The sequence below is a fragment of the Bacteroidota bacterium genome (assembly GCA_018831055.1).
Taxonomy (GTDB): domain Bacteria; phylum Bacteroidota; class Bacteroidia; order Bacteroidales; family B18-G4; genus M55B132.
Genome location: JAHJRE010000127.1, coordinates 21,062 through 34,703, shown reverse-complemented (window position 1 = coordinate 34,703; position 13,642 = coordinate 21,062). Strand labels below are relative to the sequence as shown.

9 protein-coding genes are annotated in these 13,642 nt (G+C 41.0%); 7 read left to right on the top strand and 2 right to left on the bottom strand.

Annotation, left to right across the window (positions count from 1 at the left end; translation table 11 throughout):
- Positions 1–69: 69 nt before the first annotated feature.
- Entirely contained in the window at positions 70–447 is a 378-nt protein-coding gene (locus tag KKA81_08070; GenBank protein ID MBU2650876.1) for a DoxX protein, read from the bottom strand.
- Positions 448–792: 345 nt separating this feature from the next.
- On the opposite strand from KKA81_08070, the gene KKA81_08065 reads away from it, so the two are divergent.
- The 5 genes from KKA81_08065 (at position 793) to KKA81_08045 (ending at position 4,774) form a co-directional block, all read left to right on the top strand.
- Positions 793–1,335: a sigma-70 family RNA polymerase sigma factor gene (locus KKA81_08065; GenBank protein MBU2650875.1), complete on the top strand. Its 543-nt coding sequence runs from the start codon at positions 793–795 to the stop codon at positions 1,333–1,335.
- An 11-nt stretch (positions 1,336–1,346) separates the two neighbouring features.
- The gene (locus tag KKA81_08060) at positions 1,347–2,153 is read left to right on the top strand and encodes a HEAT repeat domain-containing protein (protein ID MBU2650874.1); all 807 of its coding nucleotides are present in this window, start codon (positions 1,347–1,349) and stop codon (positions 2,151–2,153) included.
- A gap of 240 nt (positions 2,154–2,393) precedes the next feature.
- Positions 2,394–3,161, top strand: a complete 768-nt coding sequence (locus KKA81_08055; protein MBU2650873.1) for a DUF4097 domain-containing protein — start codon at positions 2,394–2,396, stop codon at positions 3,159–3,161.
- 2 nt (positions 3,162–3,163) lie between these two features.
- A complete protein-coding gene (locus KKA81_08050) occupies positions 3,164–3,865 on the top strand; it encodes a DUF4097 domain-containing protein (protein MBU2650872.1) in 702 nt (233 codons plus the stop codon).
- Between the two features lie 54 nt (positions 3,866–3,919).
- Entirely contained in the window at positions 3,920–4,774 is an 855-nt protein-coding gene (locus KKA81_08045; GenBank protein ID MBU2650871.1) for an SMP-30/gluconolactonase/LRE family protein, read from the top strand.
- A gap of 269 nt (positions 4,775–5,043) precedes the next feature.
- Here KKA81_08045 and KKA81_08040 read toward each other — a convergent pair whose 3' ends face one another.
- Positions 5,044–7,134, bottom strand: a complete 2,091-nt coding sequence (locus KKA81_08040; GenBank protein ID MBU2650870.1) for a S9 family peptidase — start codon at positions 7,132–7,134, stop codon at positions 5,044–5,046.
- A gap of 262 nt (positions 7,135–7,396) precedes the next feature.
- On the opposite strand from KKA81_08040, the gene KKA81_08035 reads away from it, so the two are divergent.
- Together KKA81_08035 and KKA81_08030 are read left to right on the top strand one after the other, a co-directional pair.
- Positions 7,397–10,327, top strand: coding sequence for a PAS domain S-box protein (locus tag KKA81_08035; GenBank protein MBU2650869.1), 2,931 nt, complete (start codon positions 7,397–7,399; stop codon positions 10,325–10,327).
- 26 nt (positions 10,328–10,353) lie between these two features.
- The gene (locus KKA81_08030; GenBank protein ID MBU2650868.1) at positions 10,354–13,509 is read left to right on the top strand and encodes a tetratricopeptide repeat protein; all 3,156 of its coding nucleotides are present in this window, start codon (positions 10,354–10,356) and stop codon (positions 13,507–13,509) included.
- The last annotated feature ends 133 nt before the right edge of the window (positions 13,510–13,642 follow it).

Sequence of the window (13,642 nt, the reverse complement as noted above, 5' to 3'; positions counted from 1 at the left end):
CCCCAGTCGCCCAGCCCCCAGTTCCCAGTCACCCAGCTCCCAGTCACCCAGCCCCCAGTTCCCCCATCATCATTCCTTCTTAAACATCTCCCAATATACCTTCCTGTTTATGACCAGGAAATATAAATTTAAAAGGAATGTAAATCCACCGATGGGAAGGCTCATGGAATCAAGAAAGATGCCATATAACAGGATGTTAAGTGATATTGGAGCAAGCAGAACCATAGTGAAAGAAACAAAACGGTTTAGCATCAGCGAAAATGCCGCTATTAATTCGACTGCTACAATAACGGGTATCATATATCCTGCGGCGATCAGGGCTCCAAAAAAATCGGCTCCTGGCCCTGACCCCATTTCCATCGGAAGAAAATGAAATACTTTGTTCAACCCGAAAACCAGGAGTATTATAGCCAGCAGAAACCTTAAAACATTGCTTAGTGTTTTCATGAATATTTCTTTACCTTTGATTATCAGTAATATATTTAGAAAACAATTGTTGCAAAAGAATGTTTTCCAGCTGTCTTGCTTTTAATAAAATTTAATGAGTATCGGGTATGATTAATATCAAGTTGCCTGCTCTATGGTTGCAGGATGCAGGATGCAGGGTGCAGGTTACAGGCTGCAGGGTGCAGGGTGCAGGTAGTGTGGGTGTGGGTGATGAGTGATGAGTTGTCGCTTGCAACCTGTCGCCTGTAACTTTGTGTTAATGTTTCCCAATACTCATATAAAATTTTATTCCCTTGTAACCATTTAGCAATTCTCAGGTAATTTAAGTACGAAAAACACTTTTTCATGGAAACTAAAACCGATGAGATTTGGATGAAGGAAGTTAAAGAGGGTAACCTGGAATCAATGATTCCATTATTTGAAAAATACCAGGTTCCTCTCTTTAATTTTTTCCTCAGATTGACCGGTAACCGGATGAATAGCGAAGACCTTGCCCATACGGTTTTTTCACGGGTTATGATGTACCGCGAATCCTATACAGATGGCAAGTCATTCAGGTCCTGGCTTTATCAGATGGCAAGAAATGTACATATTGATCATTATCATAAGAACAAGCAATATGTGAACGGTGATCTTATCATGATGTACAAGTCCGCGGATTCGGCCGATGCATTAGAGGAAATGGAGCGAAATGAAAAATATAATGCTTTATATGATGCTTTGGAACAGCTAACGGAAGAGCAGAAGGAGATAATAGAACTGAGTCGTTTCCAGGGGCTGAAGTATGAAGAAATCTCGGAAATAACGGGAAATTCCGTTCCGGCAATTAAAGTTAAGGTTCACCGGGCCATGCATAAATTAAGGGAGTACTATTTTCAATTGGTTTAAATATGATCACAATGGATTGCATAAAAGTAAAAACCCTGCTTATCGATTATATCGATGGTATCCTGGATCCGGAAATTGTAACGGAGGTACGCAGGCATCTGTCGGCTTGCCCTGGATGTCACAGAGAATATGAACAGATGAAAGATCTGTTGATTGATTTGCAACAGTTGCCTTTGGCCACGCCCTCCGACCAGCTGAGAAAACGCTTTCTGGATAGTCTTTCCGCTGAAAAAGAAAGACTGGCTGGTGATAGTGCAGGAAAGAGATATAGCTTTCCAGGAATAGTGCAATGGATAACTTCTCCATCGGGAAGGATTGCAGCCGGTTTCCTGATCCTGATAACCGGTTTCCTGATGGGTTTTATCCTCAACCCAGGCCCGCGTTCCAGCCATCGTGAAATGGAAATGCTCAGGAATGAAATAGATATTATGAAACATATCCTGATGATTTCGAAATTGGAAGAATCCAGTGCAAGTCAGCGAATCCAGGCTGTAAGTTATATTCGTGACCAGGAGGAACCCGGGGAAGAAATGATCATGGCCCTGATCAACACTATGAACCGCGATGGTAATGTGAATGTGAGAATGGCAGCTGCTACGGCTCTGTCGAAATATACCGGATATAGTTTCGTGAAAGACGCCCTGATCAACGCTTTGAATATTGAAAGGGATCCGCTGATGCAGATCACTTTGATACAGCTTATTTCCGAAACCGGTGATGAAAGAGCCGTTGACCCTTTGAACAGAATCATTGAATCACCGGAAAATGCAGATGTGGTTAAAAGCCAGGCTATGAAAGGTCTTAGAACCATTATCTGAGAATTAAAATAACAATAAGAAAAACGATTAATGAATACCAGGAAGGAAAAATGTCGAGTTACACGATCCATGTTACAGGTTACAGGCTGCATGTTTCAGGTTGCAGTTAACCGACAGTTGAATATGGATCGTTATCCTGTCACTTGTAACCTGTAACCTGTAACCTGTAACCTGAAACTACTTGTTATTTTTTCCTGCTACTAAATAAAATGAATGTTCCTTTTTTAAAACCTAATTATCATGAAAACAATAACTTTAATAGTATTAACGACAGTATTTTCACTCAGTTCATTTTCTCAGGAATATAAAATGAATATCGAAAATGCAAAAAGATTGAGCGTTAGTAATTTCCCTGCAGGAATCGTAATCGAAGCCACAAACGGAAATGAACTGATCATTCAAACTCAAAACTTTTCTAAACCACCGGAAAGAGCTGATGGCCTTAAACCGTTATCCGATATTGTGGATAACACTCAAATAGGATTACAGGTAGTAATCTCCGGGGATGCAATCGAGGTAAAAGGTGCGACAAAAAGAATTGAAGATGCTATATATACCTTCAAGGTTCCTGCTTCCCTCGTAGTTAAGCTTGACTTTTCCAGTCCGTTTGCTGATGAGGATATTCGAATTAAAGGCATAAGTAATGAAATTGAAATCCAGGCGCTGAATCCGGATATCTTCCTGGAAAATATTACCGGCCCTGCAGTGATTAATGCCATAAACGGTGACATTAACATTGTAATAAGTAAGCTAAACCAGGAAAGCCCTTCCTCTATTACTGCGATAAACGGTGTCCTGGATATAAGCCTTCCGGGTGATACAAAGGCTGATCTTGAAATCCGGACAGTTAACAGTGAGGTTTATACTAATCTCGATATTGAAATTCCCGGTAAAAGTAAAAATATGGATTTTATCGGTGGAAGAAATGTAGGAGGGAAGCTCAACGGTGGTGGTGTTGAGTTGAAGCTTACAGCAATTAATGATAATATTTATCTCAGAAAGAAATAGCCATGGAAAGGTTTATTGTAATGCTTCTCCTGCTTCTTGTGCAGGCAGGAGGAGCTTTTTCACAACGTGTGGTTGAAAAATCAATCCCGTATAGCGATAGCCAGGTTATCAAAATTGATTTTCCTTTTGCTGACGAAATAAAGGTTTCCGGGTGGGAAAAGGATGAAGTTCAGATAAGTGTTTCGGTGAATATAAATGATAATGAAGATAACGACGCTTTTATTCTTAAGATTGATGATAGTGGAGACCTGGAGATAGAATCGGAAATAAAAGGTTTAAAAGAGCTTTCAAGGGGTTACAGAATAACTCAGGATGAAAATGGGCAGGTTGTTTACCGGTCTGATTGCATCAATATGGAAATTTTTTATGAAGTGTGCATCCCTCAAAACACTGAACTAAGCATGGAAACCATCAGTGGAAACGTTGTTTTAATTGGCTTATCGGGTGAACTGGAGGTAAACACCATCAGCGGATTCATCGATCTGGCCATTACGGAAAACGCCCGGGTTGATTTTGATCTGCAAACCATTACAGGAGGTATGTATTCTGACCTTGACCTGGAATTTGAAGATGAGGTAGATGGATTATTTCATGTTGGAGGCCATTCAGTAAATGCAACCCTGAACGAAGGCGGAAGAAGTATATTCCTGGAAACTATTTCAGGTGATATTTATCTGAGAAAGTCATCAATACTGCAAAAGTAAATTTTCTGAAAAGATTGATTTCTTTTGGCTATTTTTGAAAATAAATTTACAGTCATGAGAAAGTCATTCATCACATTAATATCGGCCCTCATTCTTGCATCTGTAGTTTTTTCACAGGATACAGGCAAGGTAAGGGCCGACAAGCTTTGGGAGTCGGAAAAAGTATTCCAAATTCCGGAATCCGTTTTTTATGATCATCAAAACAAAGTGCTGTATGTATCAAACATCAATGGAAATCCTACCGTGGAAGATGAAAATGGTTTCATTTCCAGGGTTGGACTTGATGGAAAAGTGATTGATCTGCAGTGGGTTCAGGGTTTAAATGCTCCCAAAGGTATGGGGAAAATCGGAAATGTTTTGTACGTTACCGATATCACGCGTCTTATTGAGATCGATATTCCTACGGGCAGAATCCTTCATATACATGATGTTGAAGGGGCAAAATTCCTGAATGATATCACCACCGATCCACAAGGTTATGTGTATATTTCTGACATGCAGGCGGGTGTTATATACCGTTACGATGGTAAAAGTATTGAAAATTGGATGGAAGGAGAAATACTGGTCAGTCCAAACGGCCTTTATCTCAAGGATAATGTCCTTTATATCGGTTGTACCGACCGTATTATTAAAGTGGATACAAAAACCGGAGACCATAAAATCTCGTTTGAGGGAACAGGCAGCATCGACGGATTAAATGTTGATATGCATGGAAATTATATTATCTCAAACTGGAGAGGTTTGGTTCAATTTATACAACCTCCTGACCTAAAGATCATTCTCTTCAATACCTCCGATAAACTGGTCAATGCCGCAGATATATTCTTTGCCCCCTCCACGGGTATCCTCTACGTTCCAACCTTCGCCGACGGAAGAGTGATGGCCTATAAGATTGTTTATAACGAGTAGGGGAAAATCAAGGTGCAAGCGACAAGCGACAAGCTACAAGCGACAAGTGACAAGTGACAAGTGACAAGCTACAAGCGACAAGCTACAGGTTACAAGCTACAGGGTGCAAGTTACAGGCTGTACCTCACACTCCACACCCTTTACTCTGCCCCCTGCCCCCTGTAACCTGCAACTTGTTCCCAGTTCCCAGTCCCCAGTCCCCAGTCCCCAGTTCCCAGTTCCCAGTTCCCAGTTCCCAGTCCCCAGTCCCCAGTCCCCAGTCCCCAGCTTCACTTCAACCACCGATCAAGCCAGTTAAAAAACGTTCTCTGCCATAATATGCCATTTTGTGGCGATAATACCCAATGGTTTTCATCGGGAAAGTACAGGAATTCGGCAGGAACACCTCTGAGCACGGCTGCGTTGAACGCACTCATCCCCTGGGTATAGGTAATTCTGTAATCTCTTTCACCATGGATGACCAGGATGGGAGTATCCCATTTGTGTACGAACTTATGCGGTGAATTTGCATAGGAATTCTGAGCGATTTTATTGTCGAATTCCCAGAATGCGCCGCCAAGGTCCCAGTCGGCAAACCACATTTCTTCCGTTTCAAGGTATTGGGCCTCGAAATTGAACATTCCATCGTGGGCAATAAATGCTTTAAACCTCTTATCGTGGTTGCCGGCGAGCCAGTAAACAGAAAATCCTCCGTAGCTTGCCCCAACTGCACCCAATCGGGTTTCATCAACAAATGGTTCATTTGCCAGCGCATCGATGGCGCTAAAATAGTCTTTCATATTTTGTCCGCCATAATCACCCGAGATCTGCTCCAGCCATTCCTGACCGAAGCCAGGCAATCCTCTGCGATTGGGTGCGACAATAATATAGCCGTTGGCAGCCATCATCTGGAAATTCCATCGGTACGACCAAAACTGGCTGACCATACTTTGGGGGCCTCCCTGGCAATACAATAAAGCCGGATAGGTCTTAGCAGGATCAAAATGCGGAGGATAGATAATCCATGTAAGCATTTCCTTATCATCAGTGGTTTTGATCCATCGTTCCTCAATATTTCCCATAGTAAGCTGATTAAGAATGTCCTGATTGACAAAGGATATCTGTGTGTCGGCTCCATCAATGGGATTTACTGAAAAAATTTCGGTTGTCATGGACATTGATTGACGGGAAGCAATCAGCTTATCGCCAGCGGGTTCGACACTCAGATAGTTGTGTATGCCTTCCGTAATCTTCCGGATGTGGCCGCTGGGAAGGTAAAGCTCGTATATGTCCTCTGTCCCGTGCCACGGACTGATAAAGAAAATCGTCTGCCCGTCGGCCGACCATGCAGGTCCATGGGCATTCTGATCCAAGTCTTTGGTATAATCAGTTTTAACGCCGGTTTCAAGATTCAAAACAAACAGCCTGTTTTTATCGGATTCATATCCATCGCGTTCCATACTTTCCCATGCCATTTTTTTACCGTCGGGTGAAAAAACAGGCCCTATATCAAAGCCCATCATTCCTTCGGTCATATTGGCCGTTTTTCCTGTAGCAATGTCGTAAAAATATATATCCGAGTTGGTGGATTTGCTATACTCCAGGCCTTTCAATTTTTTACATGTGTAAGCCAGTATTTTACTGTCGGGGCTCCAGGAAATCTGCTCCATGCCTCCAAATGGACTCAATGGGGACTCATAGGGTTCTCCTTCCATAATATCCTTGACATTGCTCAGGGATTTTCCATCGTAGTCAGCCATAAATAAATGGCTAACTGCATCCACCCAGTGATCCCAGTGTCTGTACATCAGATCATTTGCTATACGCCCGGAGGTCTTGGGCAGACCTTCATAAAGTTTGGCATAGGGATTCTCAATAATCACCTCCTTGATGAAGGCTATCATGGTCATGTCGGGAGAATATTTGAATCCACCTATACCGTTATCAATATTGCTGATCATTACTTTGTTGGTGCCGTCGGGCGACATCTCCCATAATTGTACCGATCCGCTTTCAGCAGATAGGAATCCAATTTTTTTACCATCCGGCTTCCATACTGCATTAAATTCGCTAAAAGGGGTTCTGGTTATTTGCTGAAGATCGCTTCCATCTGTGTTCATCATGTAGAGATCGCGATTGCCTTTGTTTATTGGAATATCATAATAGCCAACACTGAAAAGAACTTTGTTCCCTTCCGGTGAAACGCTGACTTCACCTATTCTCCCAAAAGCCCATAATACCTCCGGGGTCATAAGATCGCTGCTGAGATTGAGTTCCTGTTTGCCAATAACGGGTTGATCAACTGTACTTTGCTGATTACAGCCGGCCAGTATTATAACTGCACCGATTACTCCCAAAAATAAACGTAATGATTTCATCATATAATAGTTTTAATTTAATGGTACGTTGGAACCTGCATGAAGCAAATTATTGCTTTCAATATTTGTGAATGTAAGACATGCCGGTTTCATTTTGCTCAAAATTCTCAATGATATTTAGAAGATTACAATAATAAGCAATTACTTATTATATATTGTAACAATGCGGTATAAATTACGTAATACCCCATAAATTAACTTTGTTGCAACATAGCATTTTTAGTGCACTAAGGTGGATCTGCCAGTTAATCCACACGGAGAATACATGAAAACTATTACACCAAATATCAGGTACAGGATATTGTTCATCTTGGCTATCCTTGTATTATTTTTTATATCCGGATTTTTCCTTATGAAGTCGGTGGAACGTCAGCGTTACGACTTTCTATATGAAGAGCAAAAAATCAAATACTTTGATGTTCAGGATAATATCCTTGCTATAAAAGGTTCTTCTTACAAGAATCTGGTGGAAAGGATTTATAGTTTATGGGATGGAACTCTTAGGTTCCTGGAAAGCCCCGATTCATTGTTTGCCAAAGAGAATTTCGACATCCTGGTTACAAAGTATGATTATGATGTTTTCTGGATTTATGATAAAAACTTTAACCTTGTTTATTCCAGGAATGCTACTTTGGATGATTCTTTGCATCAAGCACCCATACCGGACAGTCATAGGATGAAGATGTTTTCAAATGCATTCTATTCTCAGTTTTTCCATATGTCTGATGACGGACTGCTGGAAATACGGGGTGCTACCATAAACCATCCTTCGGATACAATCCGGCCATTGCAGGCAAGGGGTTATCTTTTTATCGGGAAGCTTTGGGATGAGTATTTTATCCGTGAACTGGAAGATGCTTCTAAAAGTCATATCAGAATCTTTGAAGATTACGACCACGAGGTTGATGAAGATTCGTATGAATTGCATGAGATTGCAGTTGTAAAGCCACTTTTTGGATATGCCGCACAGGAAATAGGTCAGATTGAATTTCTTGTGGAAGAGAAGGTAATCAGCAAATTCAACCAATTTGCCAATAATCTTTTCATGTTGTATCTGGTTTTGACGATTCTTCTTACGGTTATTATTTCCTTCCTGCTGGTAAACTGGATATACAAGCCTCTTAGATTGATATCGGTGAGCCTGGTTACCAACAATGTAGTCCCTATTGAGGGGCTAAGCCGGAAGAATAATGAATTTGGGAGGTTGGCAGTTTTGATCAAGAATTTCTTCAGACAAAAAGTCAACCTGGAAAAGGAGATCATTCAAAGGGAAAAAACTGAAGAAACCCTTAAAAAGAGTGAAGAACGGTTTAGGGCACTGGTACGTCATCTGCCGGATTATGTCGTGCTGCATCAGGAGGATAAAATCATTTTCATCAACGAAGCCGGATGCAGGAAGTTCAAGTATCCGATGGATGAACTCATAGGGAGTTCCATCCTTGAACATGTCCATGAAGATGATCACGAAAAGGTTATACAATCAGTAAGCAGGCGCATGATGGGGGAAAGTGTTGATGATTATGAAATTCGCCTGATCGATAAGGAAGGTATTACGCATGATGTAATAGTTCGTTCATCGTTGATACCTTATGGTGATACACCTGCAACATTGACTGTACTGGTCGATATAACCGAAAGGAAGAAATTTGAGATCGAAATCCTGGAAAGCAGGGCCCGCCTGAATGCTATTCTGGATAATTTGCCTTACAAAGCATGGCTCAAGGATCTGCATGGAAGATATATTGCAGTTAACAAACCTTTTGCCCGATTCTACGGATTAAGCCCTTCCGAACTTTTGGGTAAAACAGATTATGATATTTGTCCCCTGGAGGTGGCTTCCCGCTTTCAGGCTGATGATCAGAGGGTCATAGATACAAAAATGCAACTGTATTCCGAAGCACATGACCCGAATCTGACCGAGGGAGAGTGGTATGAAACATTCAAATCCCCCATATTCAATAAAGATGGAAATGTAATAGGTATCACAGGTATTAGTCGCGACATCACCGAATTAAAGACAAAACAACTGGAACTCATCAGGGCCAAAGAAGATGCAGATTCGGCCAACCATGCAAAACAGCAGTTCCTTTCAACCATGAGCCATGAAATGAGAACTCCTCTGAATGCCATCATTGGTATTTCCAATTTGCTTATGGAGGAAGACCCACGGGAAGATCAGATGGAAAACCTGAAAACACTCAATTTTTCAGCTGAGCATTTACTGTCGCTAATCAGTGATATTCTCGATTTTTCGAAGATTGAAGCAGGAAAGATTGATCTTGAAGAAACAGACTTCAACTTACATGATCTGTTGAATAGCGTTAAGCAGACTTTTGTAATTAGAGCGAAAGCAAAAGGCGTTGAGGTTGATCTCAATATGTCGGATGATCTTCCTGTAGCGCTGAAGGGTGATTCCGTCAGGCTTAACCAAATCATCACTAACCTGGTAGGCAATGCAGTGAAATTCACGGAAAAAGGGAAAATATCCCTTGATGCGTCTCTAATGAATATGAAGGGCAATAAGGCATACATCCGTTTTATTGTAAGTGATTCCGGTGTGGGTATACCGGCAGATAAGCTTGATGATATCTTTAATCCCTTCATTCAGGCAAGTTCAACGGCAAAATACAATATTGGAGGAACAGGATTGGGGCTTGCTATAACCAAACGGCTTGTTGAGTTACAGAAAGGATCCATCAGTGTGGAAAGTGAACTCGGTAAAGGATCTGAATTCACTTTCATTATACCCTATACCCTTGGTAAAGAAGATCAGACAAAGGATATCCGGAAGACAAGATCGGATGAGTTGCAGTCTATTAAGAATGTGAACATTCTCCTGGTGGAAGATAATATAATCAATCAGGTTATCGCAAGCAAATACCTCATGAAATGGGGAGCTATAGTAGATGAGGCGGAAAATGGACTGGTTGCCCTGGAAAAAATAAAACAAAACCATTATGATATTATCCTGATGGATCTTCAGATGCCTGAACTGGATGGCTATGACACTGCCCGCGCTATCCGGAAAATGGAAGATCCCCGGATAAAGGACATTCCAATCATTGCACTTACCGCCTCAGCATTGCTGGAAGTGAGGGAGCAAGTCATGCAGGCAGGAATGAATGATTATGTAACAAAACCATTTAATCCTGTCGAACTGAACCATAAAATTGTAAAATATGTTACTAAAATATAATTACCTTTATTAGCATCAGATTAAACATGTTAAATAGAATCCTCTTTCTGTTTTTTTTCTTTGCGGCATTCCCGGTTTATTCGGTTAATGTTGATAGTCTGTTAGCAAGGCTGGAAACTACCCGGGGAACCGACAAGGTGGAACTCCTCCTTTCCATATCCGAAGCCTATATCAATACCTCAGGCGATAACGCCCTGGTATATGCGGAGGAAGCTTTCGATCTGGCAAGCAGCCTTAAAGATAAAATGTTGGAGGCCCGTGCACTGGAAAACATTGGAAATGCCCATAATATCCTGAACAATCATGAAATGGCCATCAGGAATTATGAGCAAGCTCTTGAGATATTCCAGGATTTAAACAGCCAGGCTAAGACTGCAGTTGCGCTCAGCTCTCTGGCTATCGTTTATTATAAAATAAGCGAGTATTATTATGCATTGGAATATGGCAGACAAGCACTTAATCTTAACCTTCAGCTTCAGGATAGCCTGAAGATCTCTGAATCTTATAATACGCTCGGACTTATATACTGGAAACTTGGAGATCTGGGTAAAGCTTTGTCGAACTATATGGAATCGATGAATTATAGTGATGAAGACAATCACAACACTATTAATAATATAGGTATCATTTACGGGGTTCAGGGGAATTACGAAAAAGCCCTTGAGCATCAGTTAAAAGCCCTGGAAATTCGGCAGCGTATCGGAAACAAGATTGGTATCGCCGGCTCGTTAAATAACATCGGGATCATATACAACCGCCTGAACAAACTGGATACAGCTCTGATATATTTTCTTGAAGCCCTGAAGATAAGACTGGAGATAGGACAATCGTGGAGGCTTGCAGGGGCATATAATAATGTGGGTTCAATTTACCAGGCTATGGGTGAATACCAAACCGCCCTGGATTATTACAGGAAGTCGCTGAAAAGCAGTAATGAAGCTGAAAATGCCTATGAGTTCGCCAATACACTTCTTAACATGGGCAATGTTTTCCTGGAAATAAAACAGTATGACAGTGCCCAGATTTATTTACAGGATGGAGTGCTTTTATCCGACCGGATTCAAGCGAAAACACTGCTACGCAATGGGTACTTTGCGCTGTACGAAATGTTTCAGAATGGAAAGGATTTTTCTAAAGCGCTTGATTATTTCAAAGCTTATTCCGTTGTAAAAGACAGCCTGATATCAGAACAAAGTCAGAATAAACTGGCAGAACTCAGGATAAAATATGAAACGGAAGATAAAGAAAGGGAAAATGAACTGCTTCGTAAGAACAATAGTATTCAAAACCTGAAGCTTAGCCGGGAACGCAACATAAGATATCTGTTCAGTGTGATTCTCATACTGACGATCATCCTGATCATCCTGTTTTTCAACAGGTATAAGACAAGGAAGAATACAGCCAAAATGCTGACCGAAAAGAATATCCAGATCAACAAAATCAATCAGGATTTGCGACGCCTTAATAATGAACTGGAAGAAAGGGTAAAGGAAAGGACCAAAAATCTGGAAGATGAGATTTTTGAACGAAAGCAGGCTGAAAATGTACAGAGGGTGTTATACCGGATTGCCAGGGCCGCCAGCACTGCCTTGTCGCTGAAGGATCTGATCCAGGTAGTCAAAACCGAGGTTTCCAAAATCCTCGAATTGAAGAATTTTTTCATTGCCTTATATGATAGGGAAAGCGATAGCCTTTCTCTGCCGTATTTTGTGGATGAGAAAGATCAGTTTGAAAAATTCCCGGATGGCAAAACCCTCACTTCAATGGTCATTCATAAAAAGCAGATGGTTTTGCTGAAACATGATGACATCCTCCAAATGATCAACAGTGGCGAAATTACTCAGAATGGGACGTTATGCAAGGTATGGCTGGGAATTCCATTACATTCTGAAGGTGAGATTATTGGCGCTTTCGTAGTACAGAACTATGAAAATGAGAATGCATTTAATAAAAATGATATTAAAGTGCTTGAATTCATTGCTGATCAGATCGGGATTATCATTGAACGTAAATCATCCGAAGATAAGCTTAGAAGGGCCAAGGAAAGAGCGGAGGAATCGGATCGTCTAAAAACGGCATTTCTTACCAATATGTCGCATGAAATTCGAACTCCAATGAATGCCATAATCGGATTTTCCAATCTTTTGCTGAAACCCGACCTTCCCCAGGAAAGAAAAAGCGAATATATTGAGGTGATTCGTAATAATACCACTTCTCTGCTTAAGATCATTGATGATATAATTGACACAGCAAGGCTTGAGGTGGGTGAGATCAAAATTGAAGAAGAGAATTTCCATGTCAACAAGGTTATCGATGAATTGGTGATTTCGTATGTTCAGGAGCTGAAAAAACTGAAGAAGGACGTAGAAATAATCACAAAGAAGCATATTGAGGATCAAAGCCTTACAATGAGAACAGATCCCTACAGGGTCAGGCAAATACTTTCCAATCTTCTTTCCAATGCTATTAAATTTGTTGAAAAAGGATTTATCGAAGTGGGTTATGTGATCAGGGATAAAAAGATCGAGTTTTATGTAAAAGACAGTGGTATTGGAATTCCGGCAGATAAACAGAACGTGATATTCGATCGCTTCAGACAGGCTGAAGAAACATATACACGAAAATACGGGGGGACCGGGTTGGGTCTTTCAATTTCCAGAACTTTGGTTAACATGCTGGGGGGAGAGATATGGCTGGATTCCGCCGTAGGAAAAGGCACAACGTTCTATTTCAACCTGCCTTTCCATCCTGTTGAAAACATAACCATTGATGAAAAACCACAGTTACTAAAAAAGAGAACACGACAAGATCTGAAGAATTTCACAATACTTGTTGCAGAAGATGTAGCATCCAATTTTGAACTTGTGAAAGAACTGCTAGAGATCACTGCTGCCAAGGTGCTTTGGGTTAAAAACGGATCGGAGGCTGTTGAAAAATGCAAGGCCAATGAAAAAATCAGTCTGGTTCTTATGGATATAAGCATGCCGGAAATGGATGGACTCACTGCCACAAGACTAATCAAGGAATTCAGGCCTTCTTTGCCGGTAATTGCTGTTACCGCCTTCGCCCGCCAGGAAGAAAAAGAAAAGTTCCTGAATGATGGTTGTGATGATTATATCCCAAAACCCATAGACGAAAAGCAACTTCTTGATTCGATTTATCATTTATTGCATAAAGAATAATCAGATAAAACTTAAAATAAATGTCAGAAATGATAAATGTCAAGTTACATGCTCCATACTTTCGGTTGCAGGATACAGGTTTCAGGCTTCAGGTAGTTTGAGTGTGGGTTCTGAGTGATGAGTTGTAACCTGT

What these genes read in the sequence shown, in the direction of transcription:
- KKA81_08070 (MBU2650876.1), bottom strand. Translation starts at nt 447, where the DNA reads ATGAAAACACTAAGCAATGTTTTAAGGTTTCTGCTGGCTATAATACTC.
- KKA81_08065 (MBU2650875.1), top strand. Translation starts at nt 793, where the DNA reads ATGGAAACTAAAACCGATGAGATTTGGATGAAGGAAGTTAAAGAGGGT.
- KKA81_08060 (MBU2650874.1), top strand. Translation starts at nt 1,347, where the DNA reads ATGGATTGCATAAAAGTAAAAACCCTGCTTATCGATTATATCGATGGT.
- KKA81_08055 (MBU2650873.1), top strand. Translation starts at nt 2,394, where the DNA reads ATGAAAACAATAACTTTAATAGTATTAACGACAGTATTTTCACTCAGT.
- KKA81_08050 (MBU2650872.1), top strand. Translation starts at nt 3,164, where the DNA reads ATGGAAAGGTTTATTGTAATGCTTCTCCTGCTTCTTGTGCAGGCAGGA.
- KKA81_08045 (MBU2650871.1), top strand. Translation starts at nt 3,920, where the DNA reads ATGAGAAAGTCATTCATCACATTAATATCGGCCCTCATTCTTGCATCT.
- KKA81_08040 (MBU2650870.1), bottom strand. Translation starts at nt 7,134, where the DNA reads ATGATGAAATCATTACGTTTATTTTTGGGAGTAATCGGTGCAGTTATA.
- KKA81_08035 (MBU2650869.1), top strand. Translation starts at nt 7,397, where the DNA reads ATGAAAACTATTACACCAAATATCAGGTACAGGATATTGTTCATCTTG.
- KKA81_08030 (MBU2650868.1), top strand. Translation starts at nt 10,354, where the DNA reads ATGTTAAATAGAATCCTCTTTCTGTTTTTTTTCTTTGCGGCATTCCCG.